This is a genomic window from Thioclava indica (genome assembly GCF_000714545.1).
Classification (GTDB): Bacteria; Pseudomonadota; Alphaproteobacteria; order Rhodobacterales; family Rhodobacteraceae; genus Thioclava; species Thioclava indica.
Genome location: NZ_AUNB01000009.1, coordinates 19,126 through 35,730, shown reverse-complemented (window position 1 = coordinate 35,730; position 16,605 = coordinate 19,126). Strand labels below are relative to the sequence as shown.

The 16,605-nt window shown below is 59.5% G+C and carries 15 protein-coding genes; 8 read left to right on the top strand and 7 right to left on the bottom strand.

Translation table 11 applies throughout. From position 1 onward, the window contains the following. Nucleotides 1-28: 28 nt before the first annotated feature. Entirely contained in the window at nt 29-1,399 is a 1,371-nt protein-coding gene (locus DT23_RS02975; RefSeq protein ID WP_038128112.1) for a class II 3-deoxy-7-phosphoheptulonate synthase, read from the top strand. A 319-nt stretch (nt 1,400-1,718) separates the two neighbouring features. Further along, entirely contained in the window at nt 1,719-2,108 is a 390-nt protein-coding gene (locus DT23_RS19310) for a hypothetical protein (RefSeq protein WP_156023832.1), read from the top strand. Between the two features lie 432 nt (nt 2,109-2,540). Here the strand turns inward: DT23_RS19310 and DT23_RS02970 are convergent, their stop codons facing one another. Further along, on the bottom strand, nt 2,541-5,015 hold the full coding sequence (locus DT23_RS02970) for a penicillin acylase family protein (RefSeq protein WP_038128109.1): 2,475 nt from the start codon (nt 5,013-5,015) through the stop codon (nt 2,541-2,543). Nucleotides 5,016-5,123: 108 nt separating this feature from the next. On the opposite strand from DT23_RS02970, the gene DT23_RS02965 reads away from it, so the two are divergent. Continuing rightward, nucleotides 5,124-6,026 carry an NAD(P)-dependent oxidoreductase gene (locus DT23_RS02965; protein ID WP_276202206.1) on the top strand — a complete coding sequence of 301 codons (903 nt, stop codon included), beginning with the start codon at nt 5,124-5,126 and terminating at the stop codon, nt 6,024-6,026. 94 nt (nt 6,027-6,120) lie between these two features. On the opposite strand, the gene DT23_RS19915 is transcribed toward DT23_RS02965, so the two are convergent. From DT23_RS19915 to ssb, 3 genes are all read right to left on the bottom strand, one after another. Next, a complete protein-coding gene (locus tag DT23_RS19915) occupies nt 6,121-6,339 on the bottom strand; it encodes a DUF6500 family protein (protein WP_038128193.1) in 219 nt (72 codons plus the stop codon). Nucleotides 6,340-6,525: 186 nt separating this feature from the next. Beyond that, the gene (locus DT23_RS02955; protein WP_051697008.1) at nt 6,526-7,293 is read right to left on the bottom strand and encodes a heparan-alpha-glucosaminide N-acetyltransferase; all 768 of its coding nucleotides are present in this window, start codon (nt 7,291-7,293) and stop codon (nt 6,526-6,528) included. A gap of 101 nt (nt 7,294-7,394) precedes the next feature. Then, nucleotides 7,395-7,913, bottom strand: coding sequence for a single-stranded DNA-binding protein (ssb, locus tag DT23_RS02950; protein ID WP_038128106.1), 519 nt, complete (start codon nt 7,911-7,913; stop codon nt 7,395-7,397). Nucleotides 7,914-8,162: 249 nt separating this feature from the next. Between ssb and DT23_RS02945 the strand changes: the two genes are divergently transcribed. From DT23_RS02945 to DT23_RS02940, 3 genes are all read left to right on the top strand, one after another. Beyond that, nucleotides 8,163-8,423, top strand: a complete 261-nt coding sequence (locus tag DT23_RS02945; protein WP_051697007.1) for a PepSY domain-containing protein — start codon at nt 8,163-8,165, stop codon at nt 8,421-8,423. Then, nucleotides 8,413-8,625: a hypothetical protein gene (locus DT23_RS19305; RefSeq protein ID WP_156023831.1), complete on the top strand. Its 213-nt coding sequence runs from the start codon at nt 8,413-8,415 to the stop codon at nt 8,623-8,625. Before DT23_RS02945 ends, DT23_RS19305 begins: the two co-directional genes overlap by 11 nt. A gap of 104 nt (nt 8,626-8,729) precedes the next feature. Then, nucleotides 8,730-9,338 (top strand): lytic transglycosylase domain-containing protein, encoded by a 609-nt coding sequence (locus tag DT23_RS02940; RefSeq protein WP_038128105.1) that lies wholly within the window; start codon nt 8,730-8,732, stop codon nt 9,336-9,338. Nucleotides 9,339-9,434: 96 nt separating this feature from the next. Here DT23_RS02940 and DT23_RS02935 read toward each other — a convergent pair whose 3' ends face one another. Both DT23_RS02935 and hemB read right to left on the bottom strand, forming a co-directional pair. Continuing rightward, nucleotides 9,435-9,992 (bottom strand): lipid-binding SYLF domain-containing protein, encoded by a 558-nt coding sequence (locus tag DT23_RS02935; protein WP_038128103.1) that lies wholly within the window; start codon nt 9,990-9,992, stop codon nt 9,435-9,437. A 141-nt stretch (nt 9,993-10,133) separates the two neighbouring features. Then, nucleotides 10,134-11,135: a porphobilinogen synthase gene (gene hemB / locus DT23_RS02930; protein ID WP_038128101.1), complete on the bottom strand. Its 1,002-nt coding sequence runs from the start codon at nt 11,133-11,135 to the stop codon at nt 10,134-10,136. Nucleotides 11,136-11,296: 161 nt separating this feature from the next. Between hemB and DT23_RS02925 the strand changes: the two genes are divergently transcribed. Both DT23_RS02925 and mfd read left to right on the top strand, forming a co-directional pair. Next, nucleotides 11,297-11,833, top strand: a complete 537-nt coding sequence (locus DT23_RS02925) for a hypothetical protein (RefSeq protein ID WP_038128097.1) — start codon at nt 11,297-11,299, stop codon at nt 11,831-11,833. 42 nt (nt 11,834-11,875) lie between these two features. After that, nucleotides 11,876-15,319, top strand: coding sequence for a transcription-repair coupling factor (gene mfd / locus DT23_RS02920; protein WP_038128095.1), 3,444 nt, complete (start codon nt 11,876-11,878; stop codon nt 15,317-15,319). A 65-nt stretch (nt 15,320-15,384) separates the two neighbouring features. Here mfd and DT23_RS02915 read toward each other — a convergent pair whose 3' ends face one another. Then, on the bottom strand, nt 15,385-16,602 hold the full coding sequence (locus tag DT23_RS02915; RefSeq protein ID WP_038128092.1) for a multidrug effflux MFS transporter: 1,218 nt from the start codon (nt 16,600-16,602) through the stop codon (nt 15,385-15,387). Nucleotides 16,603-16,605: the final 3 nt, after the last annotated feature.

Below are 16,605 nucleotides of genomic sequence, written 5' to 3'. Positions count from 1 at the left end.
CAGAAAAACACACGCTTTGGAGGATCAGATGGTCAAGGGTTGGAGCAAATCGGACTGGCGCGCAAAACCGCGGGTTCAGATGCCCGACTATCCCGATGCCGCTGCTCTGAGCGCGGTTGAGGGCACCCTGTCGCGCATGCCTCCGCTGGTGTTTGCCGGCGAGGCGCGTCGTCTCAGGGCGGATCTGGCGCAAGCCGCGCGTGGCGAGGCATTCTTGTTGCAAGGCGGGGATTGCGCCGAAAGTTTTGGCGAGTTCTCCGCCGACAATATCCGCGACACGTTCAAGGTCATGCTGCAAATGGCGGTTGTGCTGACCTGGGGCGCGAAAGTGCCGGTGATCAAGGTGGGCCGGATGGCGGGGCAGTTTGCCAAGCCGCGCTCGGCCCCGACCGAGATGATCGGCGGCGTCGAATACCCGAGCTATCGCGGCGACATCATCAACGGCTTCGAGGCCACGATGGACTCGCGCCAGCCCGACCCGAACCGGATGTTGCAGGCCTACACGCAGGCGGCGGCCTCGCTAAACCTGCTGCGTGCGTTCTCGACCGGGGGCTTTGCCGATATCCACCGCGTGCAAAGCTGGATCGCGGGCTTCGCTGATGCCGAAGAGGCCGAGAAATACCGCAAGGTCGCCGATCAGATCTCTGAGGCGATGGAATTTATGCGTGCCGCTGGCGTGACCTCGGAAACCGCGCACGAGCTGGGTGCGGTCGAGTTCTACACCAGCCACGAGGCGCTGCTGCTGGAATACGAAGAGGCGCTCTGCCGCATCGATTCCACCACCGGCCTGCCGGTTGCAGGCACCGGTCACATGCTGTGGATCGGTGATCGCACGCGCCAGCCTGACGGCGCGCATGTCGAGTTCTGCCGTGGCGTGCAAAACCCGATCGGTCTGAAATGCGGCCCCAGCACGACCGAGGATGACCTCAAGGTGCTGATGGCAAAACTGAACCCGGAAAACGAGGCAGGCCGCCTGACCCTGATCGCGCGTTTCGGCGCGGGCAAGGTGGGCGATCATCTGCCCCGTCTTATCCGCACAGTTGAATCCGAGGGCGCCAATGTCGTTTGGTCCTGCGATGCGATGCATGGCAACACGATCAAATCGGCGAGCGGTTTCAAAACGCGGCCCTTCGATTCCGTGCTGCGCGAAGTGCGCGAGTTCTTTGCGATCCACAAGGCCGAAGGCACGATCCCCGGCGGCGTGCATTTCGAAATGACGGGCAAGGACGTGACCGAATGTACCGGCGGCGTGCGCGCTGTGACCGACGAGGATCTGTCCTCGCGCTATCACACCGCCTGCGACCCGCGCCTCAACGCCTCGCAATCGCTGGAACTGGCGTTCTTGGTGGCCGAAGAACTGCAAGACCGCCGGAAACTGGCGAAAGCTGCGTCGCAGTAACGTGCCGCGATCACCGTATTACGAAGGCCCCGTCGAATTTTCTCGGGGCCTTTTGGTTGTAGGGTTGGGGTTGCATGGGATGGGGTGGACCGTGGCTATCTCGAAAGGGCCAGAAACCTTCAACAAAAGTCTGAGTTTTGAACGGGGTTTGTGGCAGCCTCAAACGGGGTGGTGTTGGGATGTTCCGAAAATGAGGGTTTGTGACGAACTAGAAGGCTTTGCAAACTTTCATAATTTCTGTAAGGTAAAGGTGCAATATTGTAGCACCTTCTTTAACTAAATCGAGATAATAAAATGTTTGTCGCTAGAAAAAAACACTTTGTCCAAGCTTGTTATGGCACTGTTATCCGCCACGATCGCAGGCGGCACTGCTTCGGCACAGCAATCAAAGTCTATTCAATTTTCAGATATTTTCAACATCGCGCGTAACAGCGGACCGACTGCTGATAGCGTGATCGAACAAATTCAAAAAATCGCTCCCGGTTTTCAGCCTAAACTCGTTTTAGAGACCTCTCCGTTAGAGATCGACGATCCATATTTTCGAGTGATGACAGGAAATTTCGAGCTTAACCCACAAGACTCTACCACCGGTTCACTTGCTTGCGCACAGTACGGCCTTTCTTCACGTCAGGCGCTGGAACGTGAGAACAACACACAAATTTTCATTCGCTCCCAAATGATGGTTTTACCTGACGACAGTGCAGTATGACCAGAAGGTGCCTACGCTCGGTTGGTCTGCGCCATTCATTTTCAATCAAAAAATCCGATGCTAGATCAAACACTTAAGATAAGCCGCTCAGATGTTGAAAAAACGTTAAGACAAGAGTTTCAAAATTTTAATGCCGATCAACCAGCTTATTTTAGCTACAGGTTTGCCGCATCCCAAGGGCCAAGAGATGCTCACACCTACTTAGAAAAATTCAACATAAGTGAAGTGAATAACATGTACCCTAATATAATCTTTCGTACCTTCTTTTTTAAAAGATCTTCTTGAGTGGACTGCCATCTACTAAATATTTGAATGGGCAAATTAGTGCATGCTGATCTCTCAAAAAAACCTATGCTGAACGGCTTTCCCCAGCCCCGACTACCTCATAGACTCCCCATTCAAACCACCTCCACATCACCACACCCAACCCACCTATTCCTTAGCCGCCTGCGGGATCAGATGCGTGGTCCCCACCGCTGCCGCACGCGCGAGCGCCGGGTCCAGTGACATCGGGATATAATCGCCCGAGCGCCAGAGTTCGGACAGATCGTCGTAATGGCTGCTCAGCGGATGGCCCGATTGTCCGGTTGAGATGATAAACACCGAAGAATCGGGATCGGCGAAATCGAGCACTTCACGATAGCCCGCCGCGTGGACATTGGCGAAGGCATCCGGCCCGTCGCCGCCCCGCGTTTTACCACGCATCAAGGTGAAATCCCCCCCCGAGGTCGATTGCCTGATATTGACGAACCATTTCAGCCCCGGGACCTTGCCCAAGACAGGATGATCCTGTTCGGCAATATGCACATCGCCCCAGCGCCAGCTTTCGACATTGGGCCCGTATTTCTTGCTCAGATCCAGCAGCGCGGCGTCCAGCGACTGGCGCGCGATATCGGTGCAGGTCTCTTTCGGGGCAGATTGGAGGATGTCGCACCAGCGGCTTGCCCCATCGGTATTGCGAAACACCCGTTCGATGAAATCCGGCTCGAGATGAGTGAATTGCTTGGCCAGCGGCCCCAGCTCGTCGCGGATCAGCCGGGTTTGCAACTCGCGCATCCAGGCGGCATAGATCAGCGGTTCGGGGAGGTGTTCAGACATCTCGCCATCCCAGCTTGCCAGCAGTTCCAACGCGCGCTGGCGCTGGCGTTCGGGCGTGCCATCGGGAGCGGGATCGCCGGTGAACCACAGGTTCGCGCCCACCAGCGGCAGCAACCCGCGCGCGGCGGGGCTGACGGTATCAAGCTGGGCAGCGATAAAGCTGTCGCGCGAATGCACCTCGCGCTCGCCCAGCAGTTTGCTTAGGCGTTGGATGCGCTGCGTATCGCCCCAGTGAAAGCTGACATTATAGGGGAAAGGGCGATCCACCGTCTTGTTATTGGTGTTCAGCACAATCCCGCCTTTGGGGTCGATGAATTGCGGATTGTCCTTGAAGGGCAGATAGCCCTTCCAGCGGTTCTTTTCCTCCCAACCGGGGCTGGGCATCCGACCTTGCGTGACATTGGCGCGGTCGCGCAGCGGAATGCGCCCGGCCGTAACCAGCGCCACGCCGGTCTTGTCAGCCATGGTGATGTTTTGCGCGGGCGCCACGATCTCGGCCGCCGCCTTGAGCGCCTCTGCGATCGAATGCGACCGCATCAAACCCATCGCGCCCGACATCGTGGTGTCATGCGGATCAAACGCTGTCCAATTCAGCGAGACCACCGAATTGGGCGGCGTGACCGTGGCCAGATCAAAATGACTGCCCGGCAGAACCGGGCCATTGTCGGTCCAGCGCAGGGTGATCGTGACGGGCTTGGCGTCTTTGACGTTGATGATCACGCGCTTGGAGCGGAACTTCTTGAACCCGTCGGGTGTGCGATATTGCGTGGGATCTTTGGGATCGAGCTGTTCGATATGAAGATCCTGATCATCGACATAGGCCGAGGTCAGCCCCCATCCCAGATCCTTGTTGCGCCCCGATAGTACAAGCGGCATTCCCGGTATCGTGCCGCCAATCACACCACCGCCTTGCAACTGCAACCGCGCCAGATACCAGATCGTGGGGGCCGTCAGCCCCAGATGCGGGTCATTGGCCAAAAGCGAGCCCCCCGCCGCCGAGCGATCGGGTGCTGCCGCCCAGGCATTTGACGCCCCTGCCATCCCGCGTTCCGTGAAGGGCGAGAACGGGCCTTCGCTTTCGTTGCTGGCGGTCTGGATGCCGCGCGGCATGGTCGGGAACAGGCTGGCATAGCTGGGCAGGGTGGCCACGGCCTGTTGGGGATCATCGGGCATAATATCGTTCACCCAGCCTTGCCCCAGCATCGACACGCGCGCGCGCAGCACCTCGTTTTGCAACTGGCTCGACATTTGCACCGCCATCAGTTTCATGATCGCCAGCGAATCCGCAGGCGTCCAATAGCTGATCTTGGCGTCAAACAGGAAGAACTCGGGGGCACCACGCCCCATCGCGCCTTTATTGACGATCTCGATCCACTGGTTGATGCCGCGTGAATAAGCTTCAAGCGCCGCCTTGGTGTAATCATCTTGCGCCGAAACCGAGGACACAGCCGCATCATACAGCCCGAGGCGACGCATCAGCTCATCTGTTTTCAGCGTCTTGGTGCCAAACATTTCCGACAACCGGCCCTGCACGGTGCGCCGCAGCAGCAACATCTGCCACAGCCGATCCTGCGCATGTGCCAGCCCAAGCGCGAAGAACATATCCGGGTCGTCTTTGCCAAAGATGTGGGGCACGTCTTCGGTGTTGCGCACAATTTCAACCGGCGCTTGCAGGCCCTCGACCTTATAGGTGGCGTTGTAATCGGGTAGCGAGCGCGAGGCGAAGAACCACACCAGCGCGCCCATCAGGAAGATGCCCACGATTGCCGCAAGCACCAGCCGCACACCCCATCGAAATGCCTTATACATCGCGCCTCACGTTCCCTTGATGGGGCGCTTTGGTTGACGCCCCCGTTGCGCGCGTTACTAGATGAGCGCGACACCACAATCAACGTATGAGCGCCATTCCACGGATTTGTGCGCAATTCACAGCAACGGGAGAGCACGATGGCAAAACTGGCATTTCTGGGTCTTGGGGTGATGGGCTATCCGATGGCGGGCCACCTGCAAGAGGCGGGCCATCAGGTCACGGTTTACAATCGCACGGCGGCCAAGGCGGCGGATTGGGTCGCGCAATATGGCGGCGCCAGTGCCCCAACTCCGCGCGAGGCCGCGCAAGGCGCTGATTTCGTGATGTCTTGTGTGGGCAATGACGATGATCTGCGCGCGGTCTGTCTGGGCAAGGATGGCGCATTCAAAGGTATGAAAACGGGCGCGGTGTTTGTTGACCACACCACGGTGTCGGCGGCGGTGACACGCGAATTATGCAAAGAGGCCAAGGGGCATGGCGTTTCATTTGTCGACGCGCCGATCTCGGGCGGGCAGGCGGGTGCGGAAAACGGCCAGCTCTCGGTGATGTGCGGCGGCGAGCAAGCTGCCTATGACAAGGCCGAACCGGTGATCGCCGCCTATGCCAAGATCTGCCGCCGTCTGGGTGAAAGCGGCGCTGGGCAGGTCACCAAGATGTGCAACCAGATCGCGATTGCGGGTCTGGTGCAGGGGCTTTCGGAAAGCCTGAACTTTGCGGAAAAGGCCGGGCTCGATATCGCCGATGTGGTTGAGGTGATCTCTCAGGGCGCAGCGGGCTCGTGGCAGATGTCCAACCGCTATCAAACGATGGCGGATGACGAGTTCGAGCACGGTTTTGCCGTGGACTGGATGCGCAAAGATCTCAAAATCTGTCTGCAAACGGGTGACGAGATTGGCGCAAGCCTGCCCGTGACTGCTTTGGTCGATCAGTTTTACAAAGAGGTGCAGGCAATGGGCGGTGCACGTTGGGACACGTCCTCACTGATCGCGCGGCTGCGCAAGCTGGGCTGATGAGCCAGTGAAAACGGCCACTTAGATCTTCCATCCGGAATAGTGGACGTTCACTGCGCATCAATGTCGGGAGTGTGGACTTTGCTGCCGTTGCTTAGGAGCCCGAGCTAATGAGTTCTCGGATCTTCACGGCTTTCTCAAAGTGATTAAGCTCATGCGTTTTGATCCACCATTTAGCCGCCTCCATGAGTAATTCGGGATCGTCATTCTTGTTGGTAAAAAACGCGTAGAATGAAAGGCCTACAGTCTCGCCCTTCTTAGCAATTTTCTCGTTACAGACCTCGACTGCTTTGGTTCTTAGAGAGGATCTCATATCGAATTGGGCCTTGTTGAGGGAGTTTAAGCTTATGAGAACATAGCGCGAACAGTTGAGCCCCGCAATGTTATAGGTTGGGAAGTATGGGCTCAAACCAACTTTTCGCTGCGCGGTGCGCGAAGGGTTTGATCCTCAAAAAATGGAAAAACCATTGTCTGAAATGGAAGATCTATGCACCGCTTTTCACCCAAGCCATTGATAAGCGACCCACGTCGCGCTGAATAGCACGGGCTGGTGGATCAGATAAATCGGCAGCGTGTGGCGACCCGCAAACAGCGCCACATTCATCGCGCCCCCGCGCGTGCCGATCTGATAGCGCGGCGCGCGCTCTAGCCAGCCCGCACAGGCAGCCAGTTTCGCCGCTGCCATCCCCCAAAGGAACGGCGCGAGCCAAGGCAGTACCGGCTCAAAATCAATCGAAGGCCGCCATTGCGTCGACAGGCCCAGCCACCACAGGGCAGGGTGGTTGAACGCCGGGTTCGCATTATCCAGATGCACCCACAGGACGCCAATCCCCAGCCCAGCCAGCACCGCCCAAGGCAGGCGCAGCAGCAGCGCGCCAATCACCGAACTTACCGCGATGGAATGCAGGATGCCGTAATAGATGAAGACCTCGGGCATCATCAGATAGGTTGCGACGCTGACCAGCGCGGCGGCGGCCATAAGCTTGGCGAGGCGGGTCAGAAACGGGCGCGCCCGCAGCCCACGCCCATGCGCCAGAACCAGACTCACGCCTGCCAGAAACACGAAACTGCCCGCCACTGCGCGCCCGAATGCCTCCCATCCCGGCGTGAAGATCGTGCCGGGCGCGACAAAGCCGAAATTCTGCAGATCAAACGTGAAATGAAAGATCGCCATCCCGATCAGCGCGATCGCACGTGCCAGATCGGGAAAGATAAGCCGCAGTTTGGGTGCGCTTTGGTCGGGGGAAAGATTGCTTGCCTGTGTCATACGCCCCTCATTGCGCCCGCGCGTGCATCGGTCAAGACACAAGATCGAAGCGGCGCAAAAACGGCATGCAAAGAAAAAGGGGGCACGTGGCCCCCTTTGGATCAGAACGGAATTTCATCATCGAAATCGGGCCGGCCACCGCCGCCACCCGAAGATGAGCCACCTGAGGACGGCCCGCCATAGCCGCCATCATCGCGACCGCCGCCCCCCGAGGACGGGCCGCCATAGCCGCCTCCATCACGGCTTCCACCACCCGAACCGCCGCCCGAAGGCCCGTCCAGCATGGTGAGATTGCCGTCAAAGCCTTGCAACACGACTTCGGTCGAATAGCGATCCTGACCGGATTGGTCCTGCCATTTGCGGGTTTGCAGCTTGCCCTCGATATAAACCTTGGAGCCCTTGCGCAGATATTGCTCGGCGACCTTGACCAGACCCTCTTGGAAAATCGCGACGGAATGCCATTCGGTGCGCTCTTTGCGCTCACCGCTTTGCTTGTCGCGCCAGGTTTCCGAGGTGGCGATGCGCAGGTTGCACACTTTGCCGCCGTTGGAAAAGGTCCGCACCTCGGGGTCGCGCCCCAAATTGCCCACTAGAATGACCTTGTTGACGCTGCCCGCCATGCGCACCTCCCGCGTGATGTAAGCTACGCGAGCCTTGCGCGCAGCGATTCTGAAATTTGTCTGGTTTGTATAAAGCAGCGGCTGGCGAGAGGGTAGGGGCGCGATTGCGCCGTTCGCGCGCAAATTTTGGGCAGGGTTTCGCGTGCACCTTGGTTGCATAAGGGCCCGCGCCCGCCGGGCTGTGGGCACAGATCAGGCCCACCGGTTCGGGACGGTCCCGCACTGGCGCTAACATGAGGAAATGAGCCGATGACAAAGCGCATCCTGATCGCTGCCGCCGCACTGATGACGGCCAGCGCAAGCCTGCCTGTCCTCGCCGAAAGCAAAGTCGATCCGGCCAAGGAGAAGACCCCGCAAACGCAGCTTGTTGCACAGGGCTACGAGGTGCACCGCTTTGACATGGAGGACGGCTATATCGAGGTCTACGCGCTTAAAGATGGCAAGCGCATGGAGATGTATTTCGACGCCAAGCCCTTCAAGCAGGTGGATCGCAAGGGCGATGGCAACTGATCGCCTTGTCACGGGGCCGGGGCACTCCCGGCCCATAACCGGCGCGCTAAACCAGTCGCCCGACATGCCCACCGGACGACGCGACTCCCATATCGGGCACTCGCCGCTTGTGTCGGTGTTTGTCGAAGAGCTGTTTAGTGGCCCGCTCCATAGCGATGCCCAGACGCAACAGGCGCCAAAAACCCGCGACTCGAGCGACTGATCAGCGATTCTTTGCCGACCGAACGCGGGTTTAGGTTTAACTTTTCGCCGCTATCGCTATAGTCCGACCCAATAAAATTGGGATAGTGAACGGTAAGGTGGCCGATGCGTAAGTTAATCGGGGCAATTTTGGGAGTTGCAGTAATCGCCAGCCCAATGCTCGCGCAGGCCGAGGGATTGCGGTTAAGCGCAAGTTCTTCGAAGTCGCGCACGATGCTGTTTCGCAACCAGACCAAAATTCTCGATACGCGTGGGGCTCAGCAATATCAGCACTCAACACGACTGCAGCCGGGCGCGAAGAAACTCGCGAGTGCTGGCACTGAAACCGTGCCCAATTATCGCGGCAAGTATCGTGGCCAATATCTAAGCATTGCCAAGGCCGCCGCCGCGCGCCACAGCATCCCTGAAAACCTGTTCCTGCGGCTGGTGCAGCAGGAGAGCGGCTGGAACCCGCGGGCGCGCTCGCATGCGGGGGCGCACGGGTTGGCACAACTGATGCCCGGCACGGCGGCCAAGTTGGGCGTTGATCCTAATGATCCTGCGCAAAACCTGGAAGGCGGCGCGCGCTATCTGCGGATGATGTATGACCGTTTCGGGAGCTGGCGGTTGGCGCTGGCGGCCTATAATGCCGGGCCGGAAGCGGTGGCAAAGCATAACGGTGTGCCCCCTTATCGCGAGACGAAGAATTATGTGCGCGTGATCCTCGGTAGCTGATTTTTCACCCCACAACCAAGAAAAGCCCCGCAAGATCAGAGTCTTGCGGGGCTTTCTTTATGTTGCAGGTCAAGAATACGCCATAAGTGGCTGATCTTAGGGTATAATCCGGGTGTATTTCGTGCCGGCCAGCGAGGCTCCGGCAATCAAACCCGACTGACCAAAGACCAGCGCAATCACCGGCGCGGTAGACGTCAGGGTCGAGGCATTGATCGCGCCGCCACCATCGGGCAGTGCATAGCGGGCATCTGCCCCAAGCTGCCAGCCATCCGAGCGACGGAAGCTTGCCAGGGATTCAGGCGTCATAAAGAACAGGGCGTGGGCGTATTGCTGCGCGCCGATTTGCAGGCCAAAGCTCGCAGAAGCCGCCGAGTAATAATCGACCGTCACATTGTTGATCCGTAGTGCGCCACGGCCATAGGAGCCACCAAAGCCAAAGCCCGCCTCGGTCATCAGCGGCATCCAAAGGACGCCAAGCGCCTTTTGTTCAAGCTCGGCGGTGCCGGGATATTTGTTCAACAGGAAGCTGCGCGTCGCATCGACCCGCGCATCCAACTCTGCAGCGCCCGTGTTGCCAATGCCATTACCGCAGGCGGCAAGTGTCAGCCCCGCGCCCCCCATCGCCAATAGCGACCGTCTGGAAAGATGTGTCATGTTCGTTCTGCTCCGCTCAAGTGCCCAGGTCGACCGGGCCGATACGGTCTTATTCTAACCGATTGCTACAATGTATAGCGTATGGAACCCGCTCTGTCACTTCTTCTTGAGCCATTTCACGGTGTTGTGGCGAAACCCTGCCTAGCGCCCCGCCAGGAGTTTCGCCGCTTTGGGCGCGAAATAGGTCAATACCCCGTCACAGCCCGCGCGGCGGAACGACATCAGGCTTTCCATCATCACCTGATCATGATCAAGCCAGCCGTTTTGCACCGCCGCCATCGCCATCGCGTATTCACCCGACACTTGATAGGCATAGGTCGGCACGCCAAACTGGTCTTTGACCCGGCGGCAGATGTCGAGATAGGGCATGCCCGGCTTGACCATCACCATATCCGCGCCCTCTGCCAGATCGCGCGCGACCAGACGGATCGCCTCGTCGGAATTGGCGGGGTTCATCTGATAGGTTTTCTTATCCCCCTTCAGCGCACCAGTGGCCCCGACCGCATCGCGAAACGGGCCGTAAAACCCGCTGGCATATTTCGCCGCATAAGACAGGATGGTGACGTTGCGGTGGCCACTGGCCTCAAGCGCGGTACGCATTGCGCCGATCCGGCCATCCATCATATCCGAGGGACCGAGAATATCGGCCCCCGCATCCGCCTGCGCAACGGCCATTTTCACAAGGCAATCAACGGTTTCGTCATTGATGATCTCGCCACCGCGCACCAGCCCGTCATGGCCATTCGCATTATAGGGATCAAGCGCGATATCGGTCATGATCGCGATCTCGGGCACCGCCGATTTGATCGCGCGGATCACACGGTTGGTGATGTTTTCGGGGTTCCATGCCTCTTCGCAGGCTTCGGTTTTCACCGCAGGATCGGTGTAGGGAAACAGACAAATCGCGGGGATTCCAAGGCTCGCGGCCTCTTCCGCGGCGCGCACGGCACCCTCAAGCGTGTGGCGAAACACGCCCGGCATTGAGGGCACTTCGACATCGGCCCCCGCCACATCGGTGATGAAAATCGGCCAGATCAGGTCTTTCACGCTCAAGCGGTTTTCCTGCGCCAGATCGCGCAAAGCGGGGGTGCGGCGCATGCGGCGCAGGCGGGAATGGGGGAAAGGCGGCAAGATTGGCGTCATTTTTGGGCTCCGTAACTCTGTGTGCTGGCCTGCCACGGATCGCGCCCGCAATCAAGCAGGCGCGCAACACCAAGCCCGCCTGCGTGGCTTTGCATCTTTTTCTTGGCGCGCGGCTGGTCTAGACAGGCCAGACGGGGCGCATAAGTAATAAAGAGGCACGCGTGGACATCTTCCAGGTAATCGTCCATCTCATTGATCTGCGTAGTTTTTCCAATATGTGGTATTGGATAGCGTTGGCCGTGGTGTGGTCTTCAGCCTCACATTGGGTGATGGGCGTTCCGTGGGACATGGTGGGGCGTGCCCGGCGTAAGGGTGGGCCAGCCGCAGCGGATCTGGTTGAAATCACGCTGATCAACGCCCGCAGGTTACACGGGATATGGGCGGATGCAGGCGTTGCCATTTCGATCATGTTTCCTTTTGTGCTTAGTTTTCTGGCCATTAGCGGGTTTTTCTACGGCGCAGAGATTTCGCAAGCCGTGTTCTTATTCGCCTTCCCGCTGAGTGGGGTGTTTGCGCTGAGCGTCGGGCTATCACATCGGCTTTGCACGCAACCAGACATCGAAGAAACGCCTGAGATGGTGATCCACGCGCTCTCGCGGCATCGTGTCTGGGTGCAGGCCATCGGGGTTGCGTCGATCATCTTCACCTCGTTTTGGGGAATGTTTCAGAATCTGCGTTTCTCCTCGCTGTTCTTCTGAGCGCCCTTGACACGCAACACAGGGCGGATACCTCGCTAGGCTATGGAGCAATTTACACTTTCGGGCGCCCCTGAGGGCTATGACGCGGCGCTGATCGCGCGCGAGCTGGGCAAGGGCCGCCCGGTCATTCATGTCGCACGTGATGATCGCCGTCTGGCGGCGATGCGCGCGGCTTTGGCGTTTTTTGCGCCCGACACGGTGGTGCTGGATTTCCCGGCGTGGGATTGTCTGCCCTATGACCGCGTCTCGCCCAATCCTGACGTGTCGGCGACGCGCATGGCGACTTTGGCGGCACTCAGCGCGGGCATTCCCGGCCCGTTTGTTTTGCTCACCACGCTTTCGGCGGCGATGCAGCGTGTGCCTGCGCGCGACGTGCTGCAAGGGGCCAGTTTTTCCGCCCGTGTCGGTCAGCGCATCGACGAGGCCGCTTTGCGCGATTTCCTTGTGCGTATGGGGTTTTCGCAATCTTCGACAGTTTCGGAACCCGGCGATTACGCCCTGCGCGGCGGCATCATCGACATCTTCCCCCCCGGTGAGGGCGGTCCGGTGCGCCTCGATCTGTTTGGCGATGTGCTGGATGACGCGCGCGGCTTTGATCCGGTAAGCCAGCGCACCACGCAAAAGCTGCCCGGTATTGAGCTGGCTCCGGTAAGCGAGGTGATCCTCGACGAACCCTCCATCGCGCGGTTCCGGCAAAACTACCGCGTGGAATTTGGCGCAGGCGGGGCGGATGATCCGCTTTACGAGGCGGTCTCGGCCGGGCGCAAACAGGCGGGGATGGAGCATTGGCTTGGCTTCTTCCACGATCGGCTGGAAACCCTGTTTGACTACCTGCCCGACGCTGCGGTGATGCTCGACGATCAGACCGGCCCTGCGCAAACAAGCCGCTGGGAGGGGATCGCGGATCAATATGACACGCGGCGCGAGGCGATGACGCGCCGCGACCGGTTGGATTCCGTCTATAAACCTGCGCCGCCCCAACTGCTCTATCTTGATCCCGACGCTTGGGAGGCCACGCTTGCTCCGCGCCGCGTGTTGCGTTTGCAGGTGATCTCGGCCCCGCCCGGTCCCGGAGTTCTGGATGCAGGCGGGCGCATCGGGCGCAATTTCGCCCCTGAACGTCAAGTCGAAAATCTAAGCCTTTTCAGCGCGCTAAAGGATCATGTTCAAGCGCGCATGGCGCGCGGTCCTGTGGTGATTGCGTCATGGTCCGAAGGCGCGCGCGAGCGCCTTAAGGGGCTGATGGAGGATGAAGGTCTCGCCGGAGCCAAGCTGATCAGCGATGCGCGCGCGATTGGCGATGGCGTGAACCTGACCGTCTGGCCGCTGGACGAAGGGTTCGAAGCACCCTTTGAGGACCGCTCCTTGACGGTGATTTCCGAGCAAGACGTTCTGGGCGAACGCCTTGTCAGCAAGCCGCGCCGCAAGCGCAAGGCCGAGAATTTCCTGACAGAACATGGCACGCTGAGCCCCGGCGATCTGGTGGTGCATGTCGATCACGGGGTCGGGCGCTACAAGGGGCTGGAGACCGTGCACGCATTGGGTGCGCCCCATGATTGCGTGCTGCTGGAATATGCGGGCGGCGACCGGCTGTATCTACCCGTCGAGAATATCGAACTGCTCAGCCGTTACGGCCATGAAGAGGGGCTGCTCGACCGTCTTGGCGGCGGCGCTTGGCAGGCGAAAAAGGCTAAACTCAAGGAACGTATCCGCCTGATCGCGGATAAGCTGATGCGCATCGCCGCCGAGCGTCATCTGCGCACCGCGCCAATCCTTGAGGCCCCCCATCACGAATGGGAGGCCTTCGCCGCGCGTTTCCCCTATACCGAAACCGACGATCAGATGTCGGCCATCGAAGACGTGGTCGAGGATCTGAAATCTGGCACCCCGATGGACCGGCTGATCGTGGGCGATGTCGGTTTTGGCAAAACCGAGGTTGCGATGCGCGCGGCCTTTGTCGCGGCGCAATCGGGCATGCAGGTAGCGGTGATCGCGCCCACGACTTTGCTCGCACGTCAGCACTACAAGACCTTTGCCGAGCGTTTTCGCGCCACCGCGCTGAGCGTGCGCCCGCTCTCACGCTTTGTGCCCGCAAAGGCGGCGGCAGCCACGCGTCAGGGCTTGGCCGATGGCAGCGTTGATATCGTGATCGGCACCCATGCGGTGCTGGCAAAATCGGTAAAGTTCCGCAACCTTGGTCTGTTAGTCATTGATGAGGAACAACATTTCGGCGTTCAGCATAAAGAGCGGCTGAAAGATATGCGCTCGGAAATTCACGTTTTGACGCTGACCGCCACGCCGATTCCGCGCACCTTGCAACTGTCGCTGACGGGCGTGCGTGACCTGTCGATCATCGGCACGCCCCCCGTCGACCGCCTCGCGATCCGCACCTATGTCTCCGAATTTGACACGGTGACGCTGCGCGAAGCGCTTTTGCGCGAACATTATCGTGGCGGGCAAAGCTTTTACGTCGTTCCCCGAATTTCCGATCTTCCCGAAATTGAGGATTTCCTGAAAACCCATGTGCCGGAGGTGAAATATCTGGTCGCGCACGGGCAGCTTGCGGCAGGTGATTTGGACGACCGGATGAATGCGTTTTACGACGGTCAATATGACGTGTTGCTGGCGACCACCATCGTCGAAAGCGGGCTGGATATTCCGACCGCCAACACGATGATCGTGCACCGCGCCGATATGTTTGGCCTGAGCCAGCTTTACCAGATCCGCGGTCGCGTGGGCCGCGCCAAGACACGTGCCTATTGCTATCTCACGACAAAGCCGCGCAGCCCGCTGACCCCGCAAGCGCAAAAGCGGCTGCGATTGCTCGGCTCGCTCGACAGCCTCGGCGCGGGGTTCAATCTGGCGGCGCAAGACCTTGATCTGCGTGGTGCGGGTAACTTGCTGGGCGAGGAGCAATCGGGCCATATCAAGGAAGTCGGCTACGAGCTGTATCAAGCGATGCTGGAAGAAACGATTGCCAAGCTGAAATCGGGCGAGTTGACCGAGACTGGCGATGGCGATTGGTCGCCGCAGATCAATCTTGGCGTGCCGGTGATGATCCCCGACAGCTACATCCCCGATCTCGACATTCGCCTTGGCCTCTATCGTCGCCTCTCAGGCCTGACCACCAAGGTTGAACTCGAAGGGTTCGCCGCCGAGCTGATCGACCGCTTCGGCACGCTGCCCAAAGAGGTCAACACGCTGCTTCTGGTGATGCGGATCAAGGCGATGTGCAAACGCGCCCAGATCGCCAAGCTGGATGCGGGCCCCAAAGGCGCGACGGTGCAGTTCCACAACGACAAATTCCCCGATCCTGCCGGGCTGGTGGACTACCTCACCGCACAGCGCGATCTGGCCAAGGTCAAAGACAACAAACTGGTGATCCGGCGTGACTGGAAATCGGATAAGGACAAGATTAAAGGCGCCTTCGCGATTGCCCGCGATCTGGCCGAAAAGGTCATCCAGTCCGAGAAGAAAAAGGGCTAACCCCTTTCATCTAGACTGAAATACTCCCGCCGGAGGCATCCCGCCACGGGCCAGACGCGCGCCCGTCAGTTTGTTTGCGTCTTGCGGATCAACCACCAGGCAAGGCTGGAACAGGTCAGCGTCGCAACCACAATGGGCAGCGCGGTACCATTGAACAACTGCCCCACAGGCGCCGCGATCAGCACCGCGCCCACCGTTGAAATCGCCGTGACAACCGAGGCCGCCATGCCCGCAATATGGCCCATATGTTCCAGTGCCAGCGCGTTGAGATTACCAAAGGTCACGCCCGCCATCCAGAACACGCTGACCGTGTAGATAAAGATCAACGGCAGGCCGGATTCACCCGCCGTCACCCCGGTCAGCACCAGCACCAGCATCACACTCGAGACGATGATCTGCATGATATAGCTCGCCTTGACGATTTTGCGCATGCCCAGCCGCATCACGTAGCGCGCATTAAACACCGACCCCGTGCCCGCCAGCAGCGCCCCCGCGGCAAACCACATCGGGAAGGTGTCGGTCACCCCATGCGCGGCATAAAGCTGTTGCGCCGAGGATAGCAGCGCAAACATCTGCCCAAAGCCCAGCGTGATGGTCACGATATAGATGCGCACCTCGTAATGGGCGAGCACCTCGCGCGCAGCGGCACTCAGTTTGGACACGCTCAGCGGACGCCGGTTTTCAGGGGCGAGCGTCTCGGGTTGGCGCAGCCAAAGCCAGCTTACGCCAATCAGCCCGAACACGATGAAGGCCCAAAACACGCCGCGCCAGCCGGAAAACGAAATGATCATCGCCCCGACCGAGGGCGCGACCGCAGGCACCAGAATGAAAATCATCATGATGAACGAGGTCACCCGCGCCATTTCGCGCCCTGCAAACAAATCGCGCACCAACGCCATCACTGTGATCCGGGGGGCCGAGGCCCCAACCCCTTGCACCACACGCGCGATCAGCAACGCCTCAAGGCTTTGCGCATGCACCGCCATCAACGCCCCCGCGATATAGATCGCAATGCCACCCGCAATCGTAAGCTTGCGCCCGATCGCATCCGAAATCGGCCCGGCAAACAGCGTGCCGACCCCCATACCCAGCACGAAGGCCGTCAGCACAAGCTGCGCACGGTTGATCGCATCGGGGCTAAGCTCGGCGGCGATCTGGGGCAGGGCGGGCATCATCGCATCAATAGAAAACGCCACCGTCGCGGTCAGCGAGGCCAGCATCACCGTTAATTCCGGCAGCGATAAGGAGGAGCGCGCGGTTGGCGCACCGGAGGTTTGGGTCATGAG

Excerpts from the sequence above, each read along its gene's own strand:
- DT23_RS02945 (WP_051697007.1), top strand. The coding sequence starts at position 8,163 with ATGACAAAGCGCATCCTGATCGCTGCCGCCGCACTGATGACGGCCAGC.
- DT23_RS19305 (WP_156023831.1), top strand. The coding sequence starts at position 8,413 with ATGGCAACTGATCGCCTTGTCACGGGGCCGGGGCACTCCCGGCCCATA.
- DT23_RS02915 (WP_038128092.1), bottom strand. The coding sequence starts at position 16,602 with ATGACCCAAACCTCCGGTGCGCCAACCGCGCGCTCCTCCTTATCGCTG.
- DT23_RS19915 (WP_038128193.1), bottom strand. The coding sequence starts at position 6,339 with ATGAGATCCTCTCTAAGAACCAAAGCAGTCGAGGTCTGTAACGAGAAA.
- DT23_RS02935 (WP_038128103.1), bottom strand. The coding sequence starts at position 9,992 with ATGACACATCTTTCCAGACGGTCGCTATTGGCGATGGGGGGCGCGGGG.
- DT23_RS02975 (WP_038128112.1), top strand. The coding sequence starts at position 29 with ATGGTCAAGGGTTGGAGCAAATCGGACTGGCGCGCAAAACCGCGGGTT.
- mfd (WP_038128095.1), top strand. The coding sequence starts at position 11,876 with ATGGAGCAATTTACACTTTCGGGCGCCCCTGAGGGCTATGACGCGGCG.
- ssb (WP_038128106.1), bottom strand. The coding sequence starts at position 7,913 with ATGGCGGGCAGCGTCAACAAGGTCATTCTAGTGGGCAATTTGGGGCGC.
- hemB (WP_038128101.1), bottom strand. The coding sequence starts at position 11,135 with ATGACGCCAATCTTGCCGCCTTTCCCCCATTCCCGCCTGCGCCGCATG.
- DT23_RS02940 (WP_038128105.1), top strand. The coding sequence starts at position 8,730 with ATGCGTAAGTTAATCGGGGCAATTTTGGGAGTTGCAGTAATCGCCAGC.
- DT23_RS02955 (WP_051697008.1), bottom strand. The coding sequence starts at position 7,293 with ATGACACAGGCAAGCAATCTTTCCCCCGACCAAAGCGCACCCAAACTG.
- DT23_RS02970 (WP_038128109.1), bottom strand. The coding sequence starts at position 5,015 with ATGTATAAGGCATTTCGATGGGGTGTGCGGCTGGTGCTTGCGGCAATC.